The organism is Streptomyces sp. EDA2-14 (genome assembly GCF_054963755.1).
Map to the genome: position 1 here is coordinate 83,950 of NZ_JBUEGE010000011.1, position 20,333 is coordinate 104,282.

Below are 20,333 nucleotides of genomic sequence, written 5' to 3' on the forward strand. Positions count from 1 at the left end.
TTGTGTCGATCAGTTGCGGGTGGCAGTCTTCCGGGGTGTTGTCCAAGAGTCCTTTCCTGCGCAGGAATCGGGGGATCCCGACCGGAATGCGCGCCTCGTTCGCCGTGGTCACGGCCGTCCGCTTCCTCGCATGGGCCACCGCGGGCCTGTTCCTCGCGGTCGTGCCCGCCGTCCTGGTCATCTCCGGGCAGAGCGGTCCGGCCGTCGTCTGCTGCGTTCCTCTGGCCGTTCTCGTGTGCTCGGTACTCGCGCGCCCGCTCGCCGCGGAGTGCGGCGGCCGCACCGCCCAGTTCGCCGGGCTCATCGCGCTGCTGACGAGCCTCGCCGTGCTGTCGCTGACCGCGGGGACGCCGACCCGGGCGACACTGTGCGCCGCCGTGTCCGCCGGCCTCGGGCACGGACTCGCCCGCGCCGGGGCCGACGCCGCTCACGGCGCACCCCCGTCTTCCGCTGCCTGCCCGGGCCTCGGCCTTCCGGTCCTCGCCACGGCGCTGCTCGCGCCCGCGACCTCGCCCGCGACCGCGACGGCCCTGGTGGCCTCGGTGCTCGCGCTGCTCGTCTTCCCGGCGACCGGCGCCGTCCTGGAGACCGGCCGGACCGTACGGCGCCCGATGCCGACCGTCCACTGGATCGACCTGAACCACCTCTACGAGAATCCCACCCGCAGTACCGCGCAATCTTGAGGAGTAGTACGTGCCAGCCGCGCACAGCGTTTCCGAGCTGCCCGAAACCACGGCGGGCCCGGCCGACGAGCCACTGGTCACCGACCCCAAGGTGACCAGGCGGGCCGTGGGCGCCGCAGCCATCGGAAACATCACCGAGTGGTTCGACTTCGGTGTCTTCGCGAATCTGACGCCGGTCCTCACCGCGGTGTTCTTCACCGGCGCGAGCCAGACCGTCGGCACGATCGGCACCCTCGGCCTGTTCGCGGTCGCCTTCCTGGTGCGCCCGCTCGGCGGCATGTTCTTCGGCCCGCTCGGCGACCGGATCGGCCGCACCAAGGTGCTGTCGATCACGGTCATCATGATGGCCATCGGCACGTTCGTGATCGCGTTCATCCCCGGCTACGAGACGTGGGGCCCCGCCGCCCCGCTGCTGATGCTGCTCGCCCGCCTGGTGCAGGGCTTCTCGACGGGCGGCGAGTACGGCGGCGCGATGACGTTCATCGCCGAGTACGCCCCTGACAAGAAGCGCGGGTTCCTCGGCAGCTGGCTGGAGTTCGGCACGCTCACCGGCTATCTCCTCGGCGGCGTAGCGGGCCTGGTCATCCAGCTGCCGGGCGTCATGTCGCACGAGGCGCTGCTGTCGTGGGGCTGGCGCATCCCGTTCCTGATATCCGGCCCGATCGGCATCATCGGCCTCTACCTCCGGCTCAAGCTGGAGGACACCCCCGCGTTCAAGGCGGCCGTGGCCGAGCAGCAGGGCCGTGAGGGCAATCAGACCCTCAAGGAGATCCGCCGGGTCTTCACCGACCACTGGCGGCCCATGCTGATCTGCATGGGTCTGGTGCTCGTCTTCAACGTCACCAACTACATGCTCACGACGTACATGCTCGAGTACATCGACAAGTTCGCCCCGTCGGTGAGCTCCACCTGGGCGCAGCTCCTGGAGATCGCGGTCCTCGCCGTCGGCATGGTCCTGATCACCTTCGTCGGCCGGCTCTCCGACCGCATCGGGCGCAAGCCGGTGCTGTACTTCGGCTGCGGCATGCTGATCGTCCTCGGTGTGCCCTCCGTGCTGCTGATCCAGCAGAACACCCTGATGTCGGTCTTCTTCGGCCTGGTGCTGATGTCGCTGATGCTGCTCTGCTTCAACAGCACGATTCCGTCCACGCTCCCGGCGCTGTTCCCGACCACGATCCGCTACGGCGGTCTGTCGATCGCGTTCAACCTGTCGGTCTCGCTGTTCGGCGGCACGACCGCGGTCGTCAACGCCCTGCTGGTGGAGGCCACGGGAGACGTCAACGTGCCCGGCTACTATCTGATGGCGGCGGGCGCGATCGGCGCCGTGGCCGCCTACTTCGCGGCGGAGTCCGCTGGCCGTCCGCTGCCGGGTTCGGCGGCCGCCGTGGAGGCCCGCGCCTGACCTTCCGCTCACGTACAGAACCCGGTCACATCTGTTGAATCCTGTGTGACCGGGGTTTTGACGTTGTCCGGATGATGTCGCGACGCTGTCACAGCGGCACAGTTCCGAGCACAACCGTGCCTACGGTGTCGGTGCAACGGACAGCGATCCCCCACAGAAACGGATAGCAGTGACTCGGCACACCACCTCCCGCCGCTGGCTGTTGGGCGCCTCAGGGGCCACCCTTCTCACCGCCGCGTGCTCACCGTCCTCGTCCGACGCCACATCGTCCGGCGCGCAGCGGTCCGGCGCGAAGGCTTCGCCGTCGACCTCGGATGCGGCGTCGGTCGAGGGCAAGGCGGCCGCGGGCCAGGGACCGGGCGGCGCGCCCGACGGCGCGCTCGGCGTGAACTTCAACGAGGACCCCACCGAACTCGACGCGGACCAGCTCACGGCCCTCTCCGCCTCCTGGGTGCGCGGCTTCGTCCCCATGACGCCCGCCGAGCTCGGCGACGACGTCACCCAGCAGCGGGCGATCGCGGCGCTCCTGGAAGCGGGCACGGACGGCCGCCACACGATCCTGTCGCTCAAGTTCCCCTTCCGGGACCTGAAGCAGTCGCTGCCCGAGCCGGGCAGCCCCGAGATGGACGAGCAGTTCAAGCGCGTGGACCGGGTGCTGGCCGCCGTACTCGGCAAGGTCGACATCCTCACCATCGGCAACGAGCCGTTCCTGGAGACCAAGGACGACGAGCGCGACAAGCGGCTGAACGTCTTCTACGAGCACCTGGCCCGGCACGTCATCGACTACCGCACGGCGCACGGCGGATCGAATGCGAGGACGCGCCTGTACATGGGCGCCCTCAACAAGCTCGACGACCCGAAGGGGCGCACGCCCGCGACCGAGCGGTGGATGCGGTTCGTGCACAAGACGCCCGAGCTGGACGGCGTCGACATCCATCCGCATGTCACGTCCGTGGAGGCGGCCGACAAGTACGTCAACTACGTGCTGCCGCACCTGCGCAAGGACCAGACGTTCCTCGTGACGGAGTTCTCGCTCGTGCAGTACTGGAAGCTGCACATGAAGGACACGGTGTCGGCGGAGTTCGCCGAGCGGTACGACGACATCGACCCGGCCTGGAAGGTGTGGCAGGTCGTCCAGGCCGCGATCCAGCACCCGTTCCCGCAGGAGAAATGGGACGCGTTCGTCTCCATGACGCCCTGGCTCGACAGCCGCAGGAAGTGGCTGACCAACCAGATGGGCCGGTTCAGGGACACCGGCAAGCTCGCGGTGGCGACCTACGCCGCCGTGCAGATCAAGTCGATGGCCACGGGCTGGGGCCCCGACAAGGAGCCGTGGATCTTCAACCCGGTGTACGCGAACCGCACCGTCGCCAAGCACGACGACGGCACGACGGGCCGCAACGTCTGGTTCGACCAGTTCAAGGCACTGCAGAAGCAGAGCTGATCCCTACGCCGCCGGGTGACCTGTGCGGCCCCGCCGTCTACACCGATCTCCGTAGGGCCCCGGTCCCCGATCCCGGGGTTTTCCCCGTGGCCCGAGGGCCCGGCCGGGTCCATCGTGGAGACACGAAAGCACACGGGGGCTTTCGACACGGGGGATCCGACGGGGGGCACGGGGGATCCCCACGGGGGATACGGGGGACGGGGGGTGCCCGATACGGGCACCCCCACGGTCGTGCCCGCGCCGGGCACCCGGCCGTACGTCAGGGGTGCGCCGACTCGCTGAGCAGGCGCACGAGTTGGGCCCTGCGGTGCACGCCTTCCAGCTTCCGGTAGACGTTGCCGAGGTGGAACTCGACCGTCTTGACGCTGAGGAAGAGCTGTTCCGCGGCCTCGTGGTTGGTGACACCGCGGCCGACGGCCAGAGCCACGCGGAGTTCCTGCGGGGTGAGGACGTCGAGCGGGGTGGGGCCCGCGTCGACGCGCTCGCCGCCCGCCGCGTGGAGTTCGGCGGCGGCACGGGACGCCCAGTCCGCGGCGCCGAGGCGTTCGAAGGCGGTGAGGGCGCGGTGCAGTCGGCGGCGGGCCTCGCTGCGCCTACCGAGGCGGCGCAGCAGCTCGCCGCACGCGAAGTCGGTGCGGCCCCGCTCGAAGGGGGCGCGGATGTCCGCCAGTTCGGCGAGGGCCCGGTCCATGTGCCGTACGACGTAAGCGGGTTCCAGCATGCCCCGGCAGCGGGCGGCCGCGGCGGCGGTGATGGGGCGCTTTCCGCGTGCCGCCTCGTGTTCCAGGACGCGCAGCACCTCGTACGCCTCGTCGGTGCGGTGCAGATGGACGTAGGCCTCGGCGAGGTCGGCGGCCCAGGAGAGGTAGAGGCCGTCGCCGCGGCCGTTGGCGAGGGAGAAGGCGCGTACCTCTTCCAGGTGCGCGGCGGCTTCCTCGTAGCGGCCGAGGCCCAGTTCGAGGAGGCCGAGCGCGCCGCGCGCGCGTGCGGCGTCCATGGGGAGTTCGGCGTCCGCGGCCAGGGAGCCGCACTGCGCCTCGTGCGTGCGGCAGTCCGCCTCCCGGCCCAGTACGGCCTCGGTGCGGGCCTGGGCCGCCAGGGCGCGGCACACCTCGAGGACCCGCCCGGTGTCCTCGCCGAGGCGGACGGACTCGTCGGCGTGGGCGAGCGAGGCGGTCCACTCGCCGCGCCAGAACTCGACGACGGAGAGCGTGCCGAGGAGGTGGGCGAGGAGGCCGACCGTGCTGGAGGAGCGGGCCGCGTGCACCGCGCGGTCGAGCAGCGCGTGGCCCTCGTCCAACTCCTCGGTGGCCAGGTAGCACAGGCCGCCGACGCCGGAGACCGGGTAGGGGAAGGCGAGGTCGGGTGCGGCCAGCGGCTTCTCCAGGTCGTGCAGCAGGGCCCGGCCGTTCTCCGCGTCGCCGCCGAGGAGTTCGACGAGCGCGTGCAGGAGACGGACCGGCAGTGCCTCCGCGACGTCGCCGAACGCGTCCGCGAGCTGCATCGACTCGGCGGACGTGGCGCGGGCCGCCGTGAGGTCGCCGATGGCGAGTTCGGTGAGCGTGAGGCCGCCGAGCATGACGGCGGCGAGCGCGGGATCGACACGGCGGGCGGCGCCGACGGCGGCGCGCAGCTGCTCACGCGCGCGGGCCGGGCGGCCGCGCTGGATGTCGATGTAGCAGCGCAGTTGGCGCAGATCCAGGCGGGTGCGCTCCTGGGCGGCGTGGTCGAGGGCACGGTCCAGCAGGTCGGCGGCCTCGTCGAGGGAGCCGGCGGCCTGGGCGGCGCGGGCGGCGGCGAGCAGACGCCGGGCCTTGCCCTCGTCGTCGGGGGTGAAGCGGGCCGCGTGGGCGTACAGGCGGGCGGCGAGCGGAAAGGTGAGGCTGGCCGGGCCACCGGCCGCCGCGCGGGCGAGGGCGTCGGCGACCTGTTCGTCCGGGTCCGCGCCCGATTCGGAGAGGTGCCAGGCGTAGCGTTCGAGTGCGGCGGGGGCGCGGGCGCCCTGGAGGGCCCCGGCGACGGTGCGGTGGGCGCGCCAGCGGCGGACGGCGCTCGCGCCGTGGTAGACGCCGGAGCGGACGAGCGGATGCCGGAAGACGTACGCGCCTTCTTCCACGGTCATCAGGCCCGCCCGCTCGGCCGGTTCGAGGTCCGCGTAGGTCAACTTGTGGGCGCGCAGCACGCGTTCGGTCCCGGCGAGCGGGCGCGGGCCGAGGACCGCCAGGAGCAGCATGGCGTCCCGCGTCGGGGCGGGGAGCCGGGTGATGGCGCTGTGGAAGGTGCGGGCGAGGATGTCGCCGATGGGCAGCGGGGCGCCGGTGTCGGGGCGGTGGCCGCCGTGCGCGAGCAGGGCGGGGAGCTCGACGAGGGCGAGGGGGTTGCCGCGGGCCTCGGACAGCAGCCACTGGACGTCGTGCGCGGAGAGCGGTTCGGCGGCCTCCTCGGCGACGAGGGCGCGGGCCGCTGCGGCGTCGAGCCCCCGCAGGCCGAGCGATTCCACGGGCGCCAGGCGGGAGGCGGCCGCATCGGTGTCGCGGGTGGCGAAGAGGGCGACCACACCCTCGCGGCCGAGGCGGCGGGTCGCGAAGGCGAGGGCGTCCAGGGAGTACGGGTCGAGCCACTGCGCGTCGTCGACGACCATGAGGACAGGGCCCGACTCGCTGACCGCACCCAACAGGCTGAGCGTTCCGGCGGCCACCGCGAACCGGTCCTGCGCGACGGCGGGGCCGAGGGCGAGCGCGCCGGTGAGGGCGGCGGCCTGCCGTTCCGGGATCCGGTCCAGGTGGTCGGTGACGGGCCGGAACAGGTCCGCGAGGCCCACGTACGGCAGTTCGGACTCCGCCTCGATGCCGCGGGTGCGCAGCCGGGTGTGGTCGCGGGCGACGGATTCGGCGTAGGCGAGCAGGCTGGTCTTCCCGATGCCCGCCTCGCCGCGGACGACCAGGGCGGCGCTGTGCCCGGTGCGCGCTCCGTCGACGAGATCCGCGAGACGCGCGCATTCCGCGGTACGGCCCACCAGCATGCGGTCAGGGTAATCCCCGGTCACGTGGCGGCGTGAGTGGTCAACTGGCCTTTGCCGCGGCGGTGTTGTCGACCTCACGACACCGCCTGCGGCCGTTCACCCGCACATCACCACTTCCGTACATGTACATGCCACACTCACGCTCGGCCGGTCCGCGACCGAGGGACGGCCGCCGGCCGATCGGCGTGAGGAAGAGGTCAGCATGCGAAGACTGATGGTCCGGATCGTCCTGACGTGCGCACTGGTGGCCGGTGTCGCGGTGGCCCCCGGCAACGCCGCCTCCGCCACGACCGCACCGAAGGTCTGCCGTACTCCGTCGGCCTCGGGCTCCTTCGCCACCGCCACTCCGGCGCAGGAGAATCTCGACGCCGCCCGCGTCGCCGCCGCCGTCACCACGCTGAGCACACGACTGCGCCTGTCCGTGCAGGTCTTCCGCAACAACTGCCTGGTCGCCACGGATCCGGTCGAAGCCGTCGGCGGGGCGGTGCACAACAACCTGTGGAGCGGGACGAAGTCAGTCGTGTCGATGCTCACCGGCATCGCCGTCGGCCAAGGCAAGCTGCGCCTCGACGACCCCATAGACCGGTACCTGCCCACCGGCCCCGGCTGGGGCGACGCCGCGCACCGGGCCATCACCGTACGACAGCTCCTGACGCAGACCAGTGGCCTGCGGCAGTCCATCCTGGCCGAGGCCGCCACCACGGGAACGGATCCGCATCTCGCGCAGGAGGCGCTCGCCCAGCCGTTCGTGCACCGACCGGGAACCACGTTCCAGTACTCCCAGCTCGGCCCCGCCCTGCTGGCCTACGTGGTCCAGCGCGCCGTCGACCAGGACCTCGTGGCCTTCGCGCAGAAGAACCTGTTCGGCCCGATCGGCATCGAGCCCGGCAGCTACTTCTGGCTGCGGGACCGGTCGGGGCTCGCCTACGGCTACGCCCATCTGTTCCTCACTCCCCCGCAACTCGCCCGCCTCGCCCTGCTGATGAGCAACCACGGTCGCTGGAACGGCTCCCGGGTCGTACCGGCCTCGTACGTCGAGGCGGTCGGCCGGCCCACTGCCACGAACGGCTGTTACGGGCTGCTGTTCTGGAGCAACCGCGGGAAACCGTGCACCGGAGCGGACATTCCCGGCGCGCAGACCTTGCAGCGCCGTGCGATCCCCTCGGCACCGCCCGACGCCTACGAGATGAACGGCACCGGCGGCCAACTGGCGATCATGATCCCCAGCCTGGACATGACCGTGGTCACCACCGGCTACTTCGGCAGCATCGCCCTCGACCCGCCCGTGCTGCTCGGATCGGCACCGGACGAAATGCAGTGGACGTTCTTCCGGATGCTGATGGCGGGCGTCGAGGACGCGCACGTCCCCGACCCCGGCCCCTACCCCGGCGACCCGCTCCACCTCGACGTGAACCCCCGGAACTACCTGGATCCCGCCGTGCTGCTCAGCGACACGGTCACCAACCCGCACTGCAACATCGTGTTCTGCGACGGGACCGTGCCCACGAAGGGTCTTGTGCAGAACGTACGGGCCCTTCCCGGGCTGCTGTAGCGGCCGGTCGCCTCACGCGGCCTCCACCACCTCGGCCCCGCCGAACTGGGTCCGGTACAGCTCCGCGTAGCGGCCTTCACGTGCCACCAGCTCCTCGTGCGTGCCGCGTTCCACCACGCGCCCCTCCTCCACCACGAGGATCTGGTCGGCGGAGCGGATGGTGGACAGGCGGTGCGCGATGACGATCGCGGTGCGGCCTTCCAGCGCCTCGGCGAGCGCCTCTTGGACCGCCGCCTCCGACGTGTTGTCCAGGTGGGCCGTGGCCTCGTCGAGGATGACGACGCGCTGGCGCGCGAGGAGCAGCCGGGCGATGGTCATGCGCTGGCGTTCGCCGCCGGAGAGCCGGTAGCCGCGTTCGCCGACGACCGTGTCCAGACCGTCCGGCAGCTCGCGGACGAGCGCGTCGAGGCGGGCGCGCCGCAGGACGTCCCACAGCTCGGTCTCGTCCGCCTCGGGGCGGGCGAGCAGCAGGTTCGCGCGGACGGTGTCGTGGAAGAGGTGGCCGTCCTGCGTGACCATGCCGAGCGTCCCGCGCAGCGAGGCGGCGCTGACCTCGCGGACGTCCAGGCCGCCGATCCGCACGGCCCCGCCGTCGGTGTCGTAGAGCCGCGGCAGCAGCGACGCGATGGTCGACTTTCCGGCGCCGGACGAGCCGACGAGCGCCACCGTCTGGCCCGGTTCGGCCCGGAAGGAGACGCCGTGCAGGACCTCTGCGCCGCCCCGGGTGTCGAGGGACGCGACCTCTTCGAGGGAGGCCAGGGAGACCTTGTCGGCGGACGGGTAGCCGAAGCGGACGTCGTCGAACTCGACGGCGACCGGGCCTTCCGGGACCTCGCGGGCATCGGGCCTGTCCTCGATGAGCGGTTTCAGGTCGAGCACCTCGAAGACCCGCTCGAAGCTGACGAGCGCGCTCATGACCTCGACGCGGGCACCGGCGAGCGAGGTCAGCGGCGCGTACAGGCGGGTGAGGAGCAGCGCCAGGGAGACGACCGCGCCGGCCTCCAGGGTTCCGGAGAGTGCGAAGTAGCCGCCGAGGCCGTACACCAGCGCCAGCGCGAGGGCCGAGACCAGGGTGAGCGCGGTGATGAACGCCGACTGCGCCATGGCCGTGCGGACACCGATGTCGCGCACCCGGCGTGCGCGTTCGGCGAACTCGGCGGACTCGTCGCCGGGTCGCCCGAACAGCTTGATCAGCGTGGCACCGGGCGCGGAGAACCGCTCGGTCATCCGTGTGCCCATGGCCGCGTTGTGCGCGGCGGCCTCCCGCTGGAGGCGGGCCATCCGGGAGCCCATGCGGCGGGCAGGCAGTACGAAGACGGGCAGGAGCAGCAGGGCGAGGAGGGTGATCTGCCAGGACAGGGTGAGCATGACGGCCAGGGTCAGGAGCAGCGTGACGACATTGCTCACGACGCCCGACAGGGTGTTGCTGAAGGCGCGCTGGGCGCCGATCACGTCGTTGTTGAGGCGGCTGACCAGGGCTCCCGTGCGGGTCCTGGTGAAGAACGCGACGGGCATCCGCTGGACGTGGTCGAAGACGGCGGTGCGCAGGTCGAGGATGAGGCCTTCGCCGAGGTTCGCCGAGAGCCAGCGGGCGAGCAGTCCGATGCCCGCCTCGGCGAGCGCGATGGCCGCGATGAGCAGGGCGAGGCGGATGACGTGCCCCTGGTCGTCACCGCCGACGATCGCGTCGACGACCTTCCCGGCGAGCATCGGTGTCGCGACGGCGAGCAGCGCGGTCAGGATGCTCAGGAACACGAACTGGGCGATGCGGCGGCGGTGCGGCCGGGCGAAGGCGGCGATCCTCCTGAGGGTCGTGCGGGCGAAGGGGCGGCCTTTGGGGCCGCCGTCTTGGGCATTCATGACGCTGTGCAGCTGCGTCCAGGCTGTGGTCTCCATGCTCATGCCGAAGACGCTAGGACCTCAACCAATGTTGAGGTCAAGCACATGTCGTACGGCCGAGCGCGCCGACACCCCGGTCGCACCTCTTGACCCTCCAGTAACCGGAACGTAACTTCGCTTCAATTCTTGTGCCCGCCACACAAGTTGCGGGCCCCGTACGATCGGGAAGCGAAGGCATGCCTGAGCTGCACAGACGTACACTGCTGTCCGCGATCGGCGTCACCGCCGCCACCGGCGCCGTCATGACCAGCCAGTCCACTGGTGCGAACGCCGCCGTGAAGAGGCCGCCGCGCCCGTACGAGAGCAAGGTCCGGAGCCTGCTCGCCCGTATGACTCTCGAAGAGAAGCTGGGCCAGCTCCAGCAGCTCCCCTGGTCCTACGACCTCAATCCGGGCTCGGGCACGACGAAGGCCGTCGAGGACGCGGCGCGGGCCGGGCGCGTCGGCTCGGTCTTCAGCATCTTCGGTGCCAGGACCACCAATGAACTGCAGCGCATCGCCGTCGAGGAGTCCCGCCTCGGCATCCCGCTGCTGTTCGGCCTCGACGTCATCCACGGCTTCTGGACCAACTTCCCGATCCCGCTCGCCCAGGCGTCCAGCTTCGACCCGGACGTGGCCCGCTCGGACGCAGAGGTCTCGGCCAAGGAGGCCCGCTCCAACGGCGTGCACTGGACGTTCGCCCCGATGACGGACGTCACGCACGAGCCGCGCTGGGGCCGGATCGCCGAGGGCAACGGCGAGGACCCGTACCTCACCGCGCGGTTCGCCGCCGCCAAGGTGAAGGGCTACCAGGGTTCCGGCTACGGCTCGAAGGACACCGTCGCGGCGTGCGCGAAGCACTTCGTCGCCTACGGGGGTGCGGAGGGCGGCCGTGACTACAACACGGTCGACGTGTCGGAGTCCCGGCTGCGCAATCTGTATCTCCCGCCGTTCAAGGCGGCGTTGGACGCGGGCTGCGCCACGGTGATGGCCTCCTTCAACACCATCAGCGGCGTCCCCGCGCACGGCAATCCGCACACGCTCACCGACATCCTCAAGAAGGAGTGGGGGTTCGACGGACTGGTCGTCAGCGACTACACGGGCGTTCAGGAGATGATCGCGCACGGCTTCGCCGAGGACGGCGCGGACGCGGCCAGGCTCGCCCTGAACTCCGGTGTCGACATGGAGATGACCAGTACCAACCTCCTCACCAACGGCAAGAAGCTGGTGCGCGCAGGGAAGATCGAGGAGCGGCGGATCGACGAGGCGGTGTCGCGCGTCCTCGGCCTCAAGTACGAACTCGGCCTGTTCGACGACCCGTACGTGGAGGAGTCGAAGGCGATCGACGAGCCGACGACGGCCGCCCGCAAGGCGGCGCGCACGGCGGCGGCCCGCTCGATGGTCCTGCTCAAGAACGAGCAGGGTGCGCTCCCCCTGAAGAAGTCGGTCACGTCCCTCGCCGTCGTCGGCCCGTTCGGCGACTCCTCGGATCTGCTGGGCACGTGGGTGGTGCCCGCGTCGGCCGAGAAGTTCCCTTCGGTGAAGGTGCTCGACGCAGTGAAGAAGGCGGCGCCCGGCGCCAAGGTCACGTACGCGCGCGGCGTCGACCCCGAGGGCAAGGACACCGGCGGCATTCCCGCAGCGGTGGCCGCGGCCGAGGCTGCGGACGTCACCGTCGTGGTGGTCGGCGAGCCGCCGTCGATGAGCGGCGAGGCCGCGGCCCGCAGCGACATCTCGCTGCCGGGCGCGCAGGAGAAGCTGATCGCGGCGGTCGCGGAGACCGGAAAGCCGTTCGTGGTGGTCCTGGTGGGCGGCCGGCCGTTCACCGTCGGCGACTGGCTGGACAGCGCGCCCGCCGTCCTGGAGGCCTGGCATCCGGGCATCGAGGCGGGCAGCGCGATCGCCGACGTCCTGTTCGGCGAGGTGAACCCGGGCGGCAAGCTCCCGGTGTCCTTCCCGCGCACGACCGGCCAGATCCCGATCCACTACAACCACGAGTCGACGGGCCGCCCGTACGACAAGGACAACAAGTACACATCGAAGTACCTGGACCTGCCGCCGACGCCGCAGTTCCCCTTCGGGTACGGCCTCAGCTACACGACGTTCGCGTTCTCCGCGCCGAAGCTGAGCCGCTCCGCGATCCCGGCGGCCGCCCTGCGCAAGGGCGACACCTTCGAGGTCTCGGTCGAGGTCCGCAACACCGGCTCCCGCCCCGGCGACGAGGTCGCGCAGCTGTACGTGCGCGATGTGGCGGCCTCGCTCACCCAACCGGTGCGCAGGCTGCGCGGGTTCAAGCGGGTCGCCTTGGACGCGGGTGCGTCGACGACGGTCCGCTTCCGGCTCGGCGCGGAGGACCTCGGCTTCTGGACGAACGATCCCGGTGGCGAATTCCGCGTCGAGGAGGGGTCGTTCGACCTGTATGTGGGGAACAGCTCGACGGCGGATGCGAAGCTGAAGCTCACCGTCAGCTAGCCGTCCGGCCGAAGGGTTCTGTCATGTCGTCCGTCCGCGTGGAACGCGAAGGCCCGGTCACCACCGTCGTCCTGTCCCGCCCCGAGGCCCGCAACGCGGTCGACGGGCCGACGGCGGACGAACTGGCCGACGCGTTCCGCGCGTTCGAGGCCGACGACACGGCGCGGGTCGCCGTGCTGTGGGGCGAGGGCGGCACGTTCTGCGCGGGCGCCGACCTCAAGGCGATCGGCACGGAGCGCGGGAACCGGGTGGAGCGGGGCGGGGACGGTCCGATGGGCCCGACCCGCCTGCGCCTGACGAAGCCGGTGATCGCGGCCGTGGCCGGGCACGCGGTGGCGGGCGGCCTCGAACTCGCCCTCTGGTGCGATCTGCGGGTCGCCGAGGAGGACGCGGTGTTCGGCGTCTTCTGCCGCCGCTGGGGCGTCCCGCTCATCGACGGCGGCACGGTGCGTCTGCCCCGTCTCATCGGCGAGAGCCGCGCGAGCGATCTGATCCTGACCGGCCGTCCGGTCGAGGCGCGGGAGGCGTACGAGATCGGTCTCGCGAACCGTCTCGTGCCGCCCGGCGGTTCCCGCACGGCGGCACAGGAGCTGGCGGCGCGGCTCGCCGGCTTCCCGCAGGACTGCCTGCGCAGCGACCGGGCCTCGCTGCGGGAGCAGCACGGCCGGGACGAGGAGGCGGCGATGGACGCCGAACTCCGCTACGGCACGGGTGTCCTGGGCGGCGCGCTGGAGGGCGCGGGCCGGTTCGCCGCAGGGGCGGGTCGGCACGGATCGTTCGAGGAGCACGGGCCGGAGCGGCACTGAACCGGGGTCGCGCGTGCCTCACCCCAGTTCGAGAGTCGTCACCCCGAAGACCCGCTCCGCGGCGAACGCCCGGACCGGACCGGTGTACATCCTGGCCGTCTCGAACCCCGGCACCAGACCGCGCTCTTCGGCGAGGGCGACGGCCTCCGCGTTCGACGCCGGTACGTCGACGCCTACCGGCCGCCCGGCGGGCGCGAGCGCGTCGAACAGGGCGCGCGCGTCGTCCGGCGTGTCCGCGAACAGCGGCCCGATCCGCGGCATGTCCCGCCCCTCGCGCAGCACGCCGTACCCGGTGATCCGCCCGCCGACGACGCGGGCGCGCACCACGTGCCCCTTCGTGGTCAGCCAGGATTCGAGGAAGCGGGGCCGGTCCGCGGGGTAGCAGGCGCTGTCGTACGCGAGGACGGGCGCGAGGTCGCCCTCGACCGGGACGATGCCCTCGGCGGGCACGGCCGGGCCGCCACCGCTCGCGATCCCGGTGAACCGGACGGTGCGGTGGGCGAGTTCGAAGCCGGACTTGCGGTAGTTGTCCTGCTGGTCGACGACGCCGTCGAGGCCGACGGTGCGCCCCTGCGCGTGCGCGAGGCCCGCGTTCCAGGTGGCGATGCCGTGCCCGAGTCCGCGCAGGTCGGGACGGACGAGGTAGCAGCCCAGGAAGGCATAGTCGGCGCCGTAGTTGACAACGGAGACGGAAGAGACCGGTTCGCCGTCGATCCGGCCGAGGAAGAACCCGTCGGGATCCTGGGCGAAGAAGCTCGTCCCGTCCGCGAGGCCGGGGTTCCAGCCCTCGTCGGCGGCCCAACCGCTGATTACCGGCCAGTCTGCGAGCGTGGCCCGCGAGATGTCGAGGCGTGCGGGACGCTGGGGGACGTCGCTCATGCGCGGTGCTCCTGTCTCGGATTCCACTGGGGCCCGCAATCCTCTCTTATTTCCCATTGCGGCCACATACCTCCTACCCGTACGGCAGGATGCTCGTACACCCGCCCGAACGGCACCGGACGACAAGGGAGTTGCCGCCACCCATGCCCTCAACGCCCGACACTTCCCCCACACCTCCGCGTATCGACACCAGCAGGCCGCACCCGGCGCGGCTGTACGACTGGTACCTCGGCGGCAAGGACAACTACCCGGTGGACGAGGAGCTCGGCCGGCAGATCGTCACGCTGGAGCCGACGGCCAAGTACGCGGCGCGGCACAACCGTTGGTTCATGCACCGGGCGACCCGGATGCTCGCCGCGCGGCGCGGTGTGACGCAGTTCCTGGACATCGGCACCGGCATCCCGACCGAGCCGAACCTGCACCGCATCGCGCAGCGCGCGGTGCCCGGGGCGAGCGTCGTGTACGTCGACAACGACCCGATCGTGCTGCGGCACGCGGAGGCGCTGCTGCGCGGCACGCCGGAGGGGGTCACCCGCTACGTCCAGGCCGACGCGAGGGAACCGGACAGGATCCTGGAACTGGCGCGCGAGATCCTCGACTTCGAGCGCCCGATCGCCGTGTCCCTGATCGCACTCCTGCACTTCATCCCCGACGAGCAGGGCGCGTACGACATCGTGCGCACCTTCGTGGACGCGCTGCCCTCGGACAGCCATCTGGTTCTGTCGCACGTGGCCGCGGACTTCGACCCGTCGCGCACCCAGCAGGCGATCGACATGTACGCGGCCGGCGGGGTCACGCTCGCGCCGCGGACGCACGAGGACATGACGAAGTTCTTCACAGGTACCGGTCTGGAGATTCTGGACCCCGGAGTGGTCTGGCTCCCGGACTGGCACCCGGAGTTGGCCGTCGACGAGGACCGGGACGACTCCCCGGTGCCGATGTACGGGGCGGTGGGCCGCAAGAACTGAAGGAGAACCGAAGTGGTGTGCGGGGTGGGGTGACTTGAGAGGGGCGCGCGTCATCGCCCGGGCAGGAATGACGAAACTCACACATGGCGATACCCACGTGACGGACCGCAGCGAATAGGCGTGCGCATCCCCTACTCTCGTTCACATGTCCACCATCCCAGCACCACGCACCGTCCGCTCCGCCGACGTGGTCAACGACCAGATTCGTGACCTTTGGGCGCGCACGGGTGGGCACCTGAGCTCCGAGGACCGCGCCGAGTACGAGACGCTGGTCACGGAGTGGGCGACCGCGGTCGGAGGCGGAGTCGCGCACCACGCGTGACCCCCTTCACACGGCCGCCCCCGCAGCCCGGATCAGGACTGCGGCCTGGACCCGTGATTCGCCGCGTGCTTGCGGCGCGCCTTCTTCTTTCTACGACGCTTCGAGGACATGGGACCTCCTGGGGAGGAATGGGTCATTTCGCCCATTCACCATTCCACAGGGGGTATGCCGCCGCGAGCGGAGACCCCTAACCGTGCGGAGACCCCTCGCCGTACGGCTGTCAGCCCGTCTGCGGGCCTGTCGTCGACGTCTCCGCCGAGACCGCCGCGTCCTGTGTGGCGGCCCACGTCGCGAGCAGGCGCAGCCCCTCTTCGGAGGGCGAGCCGGGTTCCGCGGTGTAGACGGTGAGGGTGAGGCCCGGTTCGGCGGCCATCTCAAGCCCCTCGTAGGCGAGCGTGACGTCACCGACGGCGTGGTGGCGGAAGCGTTTGGTGCCGGTGCCGTGGTGGCGGACGTTGTGGGCACCCCAGCGGGTGCGGAATGCGTCGCTGCGGGTGGAGAGCTCGCCGACGAGGTCGTGCAGGCCCTTGTCGTGGGGGTTGCGGCCCGCTTCGGTGCGCAGGATCGACACGGCGACGTCGGCGGCCTGCTCCCAGTCCGGGTAGAAGCGCCGTGAGGCGGGGTCGAGGAAGTTGAAGCGGGCCAGGTTGGCCTGGTTGTGGGGCGTGGCGAAGACGTCGTCGTAGAACGCGCGGGCGAGCCGGTTCGTGGCGAGGACGTCCATGCGCCCGTTGCGGACGAAGGCCGGGCCCGCGGTGAAGGCGTCCAGGACCCATTGCAGGCTGCGGTGCGCCTTCCACTGAGGAGTGCGCCGCCGGGGCCGGGTGAGCGCCTCAGAGCCGTCCGCGGCGTGCGCGAGATTCAGCAGGTGGGCGCGTTCCGCCTCGTCGAGCTTCAGGGCGCGGGCGAGGGCCTCCAGGACGGCCGGGGAGGCACCGGCGAGGTTCCCGCGCTCCAACTTGGAGTAGTACTCCACGCTCATGTCTGCCAAGGCGGCGACCTCGCTCCTGCGCAAACCGGGCACCCGGCGTCGGCTGCCGGACGGCAGGCCCACCTGCTCGGGAGTGATCTTGGCTCGCCGCGAGGTCAGGAACTCGCGGACCTCTGCTTGGTTGTCCACGTCTTCGACGGTACGTCCCGCCCGCGGCGGAAGGGATGTACTGGCAATACACCCCTCGACCGTGCCTCGCTCCGCGCGCGAGCAGCGGTTTTCCTGGATGACGCGACGCTCGCCGCCCGGCCGTGTCCCCATCCGGCACGCCTCCCGGCACACCCGGCCCTTTCCCCCGCTCCCCGCTCGCCGCTCCCCGCTCCCCGCTCGCCGCTCCCCGCTCCCCGTTCGCCGATCCCAAGGAGTAGTTCCCGCCATGTCCGCTCCCGCCGCTCGCACGCCGGGCAAGCTGCCCTTCGTCGTGTGGGTGCTCGCCGCCGGCACCTTCCTGATGGGCACGACCGAGTTCGTCGTCGCCGGCATCCTCCCGGACATCGCCCCCGACCTCGGGGTCGGCGTCTCCCACGCAGGCCTACTGATCACCGCCTTCGCCGTCGGCATGATCGTCGGAGGCCCGACCATGGCCCTCGCCACCCTGCGCCTGCCCCAGCGCCTCACCCTCGTCCTCGCTCTGGTGGTCTTCGCCGCAGGGCACGTCGTCGCGGCCCTCACCAGTTCCTTCACCGTCGTCCTTGCGGCGCGCTTCGTGACCGCGCTGGCCACCGGGGCGTTCTGGGCCGTCGGCTTCGTCATCGCCACCACCGCCGCCGGACCCGCGCACGCCACCCGGGCGGTCGGCGTGATGATGGGCGGACTGACCCTGGCCAATGTCGTGGGCGTCCCCGCCGGATCGCTGGCCGGTCACGTCACCGGCTGGCGCGGACTCTTCTGGGCGCTGGCAGTGCTGGCCACCCTGGCAGCCGCCGTCATCGGCCGGTTCGTCCCCCGCACGGAGCGACGTGCGCAGGTCTCCGTACGGGACGAGATCCGGGCGCTGCGCCAGGGCCGGCTGTGGCTGGCTCTGGCCTCGGCCGTACTGATCATGGGCGGTGTTCTCGCCGTCTACACGTACATCGCTCCGCTGCTCACCGACCGTGCGGGCATCCCGGACGGCGCCGTGCCGCTGGTGCTGCTCGCCTTCGGTGCGGGCGCGCTCGGCGGCACCGCGGTCGGCGGCCGGTTCGGAGACCGGCGCCCGATGGCCACGACGATCCCGGCCGCCGCGGCGACCGCGGTCTTCCTGCTCCTGCTGATCCCGCTGTCGACCGCCCCGGCCGCCGCCGTCGCCCTGGTCTTCCTCATGGCGCTGACCGGGTTCACGATCAATCCGGTCGTCACCGCCCTCGCCGTCCGGATCGCGGGCGACGCCCCGACCCTGGCCTCCGCGCTGACCACGTCCGCGTACAACACCGGCATCGCCGCCGGTTCCGCGCTGGCCGGGCAGGCGCTCGCCTCCTCCCTCGGCGTGACGGGACCCGCCGTGGTCGGCGCGGCCTTCGCGGCTCTGACCCTGCTGCCGCTGATCGCCCTGGCCGTCACCACCAGGCGCGACACCACGCGCACGGTGACCTGCGGCGGACCCGACGTGCCCGTCCCGGCGGCGCGGAAGACGGCTGAAGCGACGCCGCCACAGACCTGAACCGGTCCGCCCTCACACTCCCCACCTGGAGCACCGCGAAGGCAGGGCCCGGACAACAGGGGCGACCGGATGACGGCGCGCGCCCTACTCGGAGACCGCCCCCGGCAGCAAGCCGGGGCGCTCGCGCCCGTGCCACGCGAACTTCGCGATGGCCGCCCTCGCGTTCCGCTCCAAGGCCTTGCGGCCTTGCTGACCTCGCGATTCTCCACCTCGCACGTCTTGCGGGTAGGGGGCCGGCCCATGTCCTCCAGGCGGTACTGGTGGATACGGCTGCCCCTCCGGCACTCTCAGCGACCGCTCCGGATGCGTCCCCTGCCGCGCACTCATACCGTTGCAGCAATCCCCCAGCTCAACCACGCAAGGAGCAGTCATGGGCGACAGCAGCGCCATGGACAAGGCCAAGGGCAAAGCCAAGGAGATGACCGGCAAGGTCACCGGCAACGACCGGATGAAGGCCGAAGGACAGGCCGACCAGGCCCGCGGCAAGGCCAAGGAGGGCGTCGAGAACGTCCGCGACAAGGCCGAAGGCGTGCGCGATTCCCTTCGTGACGACGACGACCACTAGCCGGTCTCGTACCGTGCCCTCCCGGTTGCGGGAGGGCACACTCATTCGGCGGCGCACGCCCCCGGCTCGGTTCCTGGGCCGGCGCCGGGAGTGCTCCTGGCGAGTCATGAAGAAGGCTGCCCCGCGCCCCCGGATGGCGGGAAGAGCGGGGTCGTTGACGTTCACGCAGGTTCGTCGGGCGCGTTCCCACCCGGCAGGTCCGGATAGGCAGGGTCCTGGAACGGCTGGGTCGACGGCTGCGGGACGGGCTGGGGCTCGACGAGGGATGGTTACGCTGCCTGGTCGCCGAGGTCTGAGGCCCAAGCTGTGAGTGCCTGGAAGTCCGGGTCGAGCAGGCCAAGGCGCGGGCTGACCCAGTGCAGGAGTGCCGCCCCACCGTGGTGGCGGGTGACGTACTCGCGGTCTCTGTCGGTGAAGTCGTCGTCGATCCAGGCGAAGGGTCTACCTGCTACCCATTCGACGACATGGCTCGTCTTCCAAAAGACACCTGCCGACACCTCCTCGCGCGCGCCGTCGGGCCAGGTGATGGCGGGCAGTTCCGGCAGCCCTAGGGGTGAGCCTATCCATTCGTTGGCTTCGGCCTGCCAGGTGGTGCACCAGACGAGTTCGAAGGGGAGAACCTGGAGCGCGGGGCCGTGTGCTGGGTTGAGCCAGACTCGTAGCGGCTTCTCCCACGGGTCCTGCCAGCCGGTCGGCCGCATGCGATGCGTCTGATACCCCTCTGGGCGCCGGCTCGGCTTCGCCGCATACGGGTTGAGGGGGCCGTCGACGTCTATCAGGAGCAGCGGCTTCACAGGGCCTCTCCCTTCTCTGGCTCAGCCGATGATTCCGGCGGCTGTCGCGGCGCGGATCCAGTCCGGGTACTCGTTCATGAGCTGGTCGTACAGGACGCCGTCCGGGATCAGCTTCGGGTCCTTCCCGGCGGGAAAGAACCCGGCGTTGTCCACGATCCGCTTCTTGGGCACGGCGAGTTCGTCGAGCTTGTGCAGGAACTTGAACTCGTCGTCGCCGTAGCCGATGAACTGCCAGAACAACGGCAGCTTGGCTGCCTTGCACAGGGTCTGTTCGGCGGCGCGGCGGGAGTCGGGTGAGCCGTCGGTCTGGAAGATGACGAACGCGGGAGCCTGAGCCTCGCTGTCGACGTAGTGGTTGATGACGGCGTCCATGGCGGCGGCGTAGTTGGTGGTGCCCATGTGGCCGTAGCTTTCGTGGAGTTCGGCGATCCGTCCTTGATAGTCGTCGAGGCTGATGTCGACGGCTTCGTGAGCGTCGGTGTCGAAGAAGACGGTGGGGACGATGCCGTCGTCGTCGAGGTTGGCGGACAGGGCCAGTGCCTGTTCGGCGAGGTGTTGCATGCTGCCGTCCTTGTAGTAGCGGCGCATGCTCCCGGACCGGTCGAGGACGAGATAGACGGCAGCCTGCTGCCCGGTGAGGCCCTGCTTTTCCAGGGAGACGGCGGCCGTTTTGGTGAGGCTGACGAGACCGGCAGGCACCTTCTCGAAACTGATCATGCGGGCGTGCTCCTTGCGTGGCGGTGGGAGGGTTGACGATCGGGGAGGCCGGTTGGTTGCACTGGCGTTGTACGACCCGCGGTCAGCCCTCGTCGCCGGCTGACGGTGGCTGGTCGAGCACGGCATGACCGCAACCATGCTCCCGAGGCAGGTCACCGACGACCGGTGGATCGCACGCGCCGCCATCACGACAGGGCCCC

Annotated in this window: 16 protein-coding genes; 10 read left to right on the top strand and 6 right to left on the bottom strand. The window is 71.0% G+C overall.

The features are described 5' to 3' along the window. The first annotated feature begins 38 nt into the window (after window positions 1-38). From ACY34M_RS24925 to ACY34M_RS24935, 3 genes are all read left to right on the top strand, one after another. Window positions 39-683 carry a hypothetical protein gene (locus ACY34M_RS24925; protein ID WP_462724124.1) on the top strand — a complete coding sequence of 215 codons (645 nt, stop codon included), beginning with the start codon at window positions 39-41 and terminating at the stop codon, window positions 681-683. A 10-nt stretch (window positions 684-693) separates the two neighbouring features. Beyond that, entirely contained in the window at window positions 694-2,085 is a 1,392-nt protein-coding gene (locus ACY34M_RS24930; RefSeq protein WP_462720518.1) for an MFS transporter, read from the top strand. Between the two features lie 169 nt (window positions 2,086-2,254). Beyond that, complete coding sequence (locus ACY34M_RS24935) at window positions 2,255-3,529, top strand: hypothetical protein (protein ID WP_462720519.1); 1,275 nt, start codon at window positions 2,255-2,257, stop codon at window positions 3,527-3,529. A 259-nt stretch (window positions 3,530-3,788) separates the two neighbouring features. Here the strand turns inward: ACY34M_RS24935 and ACY34M_RS24940 are convergent, their stop codons facing one another. Further along, window positions 3,789-6,551, bottom strand: a complete 2,763-nt coding sequence (locus ACY34M_RS24940) for a helix-turn-helix transcriptional regulator (protein ID WP_462720520.1) — start codon at window positions 6,549-6,551, stop codon at window positions 3,789-3,791. 202 nt (window positions 6,552-6,753) lie between these two features. On the opposite strand from ACY34M_RS24940, the gene ACY34M_RS24945 reads away from it, so the two are divergent. Continuing rightward, window positions 6,754-8,103, top strand: coding sequence for a serine hydrolase domain-containing protein (locus ACY34M_RS24945; protein ID WP_462720521.1), 1,350 nt, complete (start codon window positions 6,754-6,756; stop codon window positions 8,101-8,103). A 12-nt stretch (window positions 8,104-8,115) separates the two neighbouring features. On the opposite strand, the gene ACY34M_RS24950 is transcribed toward ACY34M_RS24945, so the two are convergent. After that, a complete protein-coding gene (locus ACY34M_RS24950) occupies window positions 8,116-10,005 on the bottom strand; it encodes an ABC transporter ATP-binding protein (RefSeq protein ID WP_462720522.1) in 1,890 nt (629 codons plus the stop codon). A 173-nt stretch (window positions 10,006-10,178) separates the two neighbouring features. Here ACY34M_RS24950 and ACY34M_RS24955 point away from each other — a divergent pair, with 173 nt between their 5' ends. Beyond that, window positions 10,179-12,452: a glycoside hydrolase family 3 N-terminal domain-containing protein gene (locus ACY34M_RS24955; RefSeq protein WP_462720523.1), complete on the top strand. Its 2,274-nt coding sequence runs from the start codon at window positions 10,179-10,181 to the stop codon at window positions 12,450-12,452. A gap of 23 nt (window positions 12,453-12,475) precedes the next feature. Beyond that, window positions 12,476-13,258, top strand: coding sequence for a crotonase/enoyl-CoA hydratase family protein (locus tag ACY34M_RS24960; RefSeq protein WP_462720524.1), 783 nt, complete (start codon window positions 12,476-12,478; stop codon window positions 13,256-13,258). Window positions 13,259-13,276: 18 nt separating this feature from the next. Here the strand turns inward: ACY34M_RS24960 and ACY34M_RS24965 are convergent, their stop codons facing one another. Continuing rightward, complete coding sequence (locus tag ACY34M_RS24965) at window positions 13,277-14,137, bottom strand: GNAT family N-acetyltransferase (RefSeq protein ID WP_462720525.1); 861 nt, start codon at window positions 14,135-14,137, stop codon at window positions 13,277-13,279. A 143-nt stretch (window positions 14,138-14,280) separates the two neighbouring features. Between ACY34M_RS24965 and ACY34M_RS24970 the strand changes: the two genes are divergently transcribed. Then, on the top strand, window positions 14,281-15,105 hold the full coding sequence (locus ACY34M_RS24970) for an SAM-dependent methyltransferase (RefSeq protein WP_462720526.1): 825 nt from the start codon (window positions 14,281-14,283) through the stop codon (window positions 15,103-15,105). Window positions 15,106-15,250: 145 nt separating this feature from the next. Continuing rightward, entirely contained in the window at window positions 15,251-15,427 is a 177-nt protein-coding gene (locus tag ACY34M_RS24975) for a hypothetical protein (protein WP_462720527.1), read from the top strand. Window positions 15,428-15,647: 220 nt separating this feature from the next. Here ACY34M_RS24975 and ACY34M_RS24980 read toward each other — a convergent pair whose 3' ends face one another. Beyond that, window positions 15,648-16,547, bottom strand: a complete 900-nt coding sequence (locus tag ACY34M_RS24980; RefSeq protein ID WP_462720528.1) for a helix-turn-helix transcriptional regulator — start codon at window positions 16,545-16,547, stop codon at window positions 15,648-15,650. Window positions 16,548-16,794: 247 nt separating this feature from the next. Here ACY34M_RS24980 and ACY34M_RS24985 point away from each other — a divergent pair, with 247 nt between their 5' ends. Both ACY34M_RS24985 and ACY34M_RS24990 read left to right on the top strand, forming a co-directional pair. Further along, the gene (locus ACY34M_RS24985) at window positions 16,795-18,057 is read left to right on the top strand and encodes an MFS transporter (RefSeq protein WP_462720529.1); all 1,263 of its coding nucleotides are present in this window, start codon (window positions 16,795-16,797) and stop codon (window positions 18,055-18,057) included. A gap of 370 nt (window positions 18,058-18,427) precedes the next feature. Further along, window positions 18,428-18,622 (top strand): CsbD family protein, encoded by a 195-nt coding sequence (locus ACY34M_RS24990; protein WP_462720530.1) that lies wholly within the window; start codon window positions 18,428-18,430, stop codon window positions 18,620-18,622. Window positions 18,623-18,891: 269 nt separating this feature from the next. On the opposite strand, the gene ACY34M_RS24995 is transcribed toward ACY34M_RS24990, so the two are convergent. Together ACY34M_RS24995 and ACY34M_RS25000 are read right to left on the bottom strand one after the other, a co-directional pair. After that, a complete protein-coding gene (locus ACY34M_RS24995) occupies window positions 18,892-19,416 on the bottom strand; it encodes a hypothetical protein (protein WP_462720531.1) in 525 nt (174 codons plus the stop codon). A 21-nt stretch (window positions 19,417-19,437) separates the two neighbouring features. Next, entirely contained in the window at window positions 19,438-20,133 is a 696-nt protein-coding gene (locus tag ACY34M_RS25000) for a VWA domain-containing protein (protein WP_462720532.1), read from the bottom strand. Window positions 20,134-20,333: the final 200 nt, after the last annotated feature.

Excerpts from the sequence above, each read along its gene's own strand:
- ACY34M_RS24940 (WP_462720520.1), bottom strand. The coding sequence starts at position 6,551 with ATGCTGGTGGGCCGTACCGCGGAATGCGCGCGTCTCGCGGATCTCGTC.
- ACY34M_RS24945 (WP_462720521.1), top strand. The coding sequence starts at position 6,754 with ATGCGAAGACTGATGGTCCGGATCGTCCTGACGTGCGCACTGGTGGCC.
- ACY34M_RS24950 (WP_462720522.1), bottom strand. The coding sequence starts at position 10,005 with ATGAGCATGGAGACCACAGCCTGGACGCAGCTGCACAGCGTCATGAAT.
- ACY34M_RS24955 (WP_462720523.1), top strand. The coding sequence starts at position 10,179 with ATGCCTGAGCTGCACAGACGTACACTGCTGTCCGCGATCGGCGTCACC.
- ACY34M_RS24960 (WP_462720524.1), top strand. The coding sequence starts at position 12,476 with ATGTCGTCCGTCCGCGTGGAACGCGAAGGCCCGGTCACCACCGTCGTC.
- ACY34M_RS24965 (WP_462720525.1), bottom strand. The coding sequence starts at position 14,137 with ATGAGCGACGTCCCCCAGCGTCCCGCACGCCTCGACATCTCGCGGGCC.
- ACY34M_RS24970 (WP_462720526.1), top strand. The coding sequence starts at position 14,281 with ATGCCCTCAACGCCCGACACTTCCCCCACACCTCCGCGTATCGACACC.
- ACY34M_RS24975 (WP_462720527.1), top strand. The coding sequence starts at position 15,251 with ATGTCCACCATCCCAGCACCACGCACCGTCCGCTCCGCCGACGTGGTC.
- ACY34M_RS24985 (WP_462720529.1), top strand. The coding sequence starts at position 16,795 with ATGTCCGCTCCCGCCGCTCGCACGCCGGGCAAGCTGCCCTTCGTCGTG.
- ACY34M_RS24990 (WP_462720530.1), top strand. The coding sequence starts at position 18,428 with ATGGGCGACAGCAGCGCCATGGACAAGGCCAAGGGCAAAGCCAAGGAG.
- ACY34M_RS25000 (WP_462720532.1), bottom strand. The coding sequence starts at position 20,133 with ATGATCAGTTTCGAGAAGGTGCCTGCCGGTCTCGTCAGCCTCACCAAA.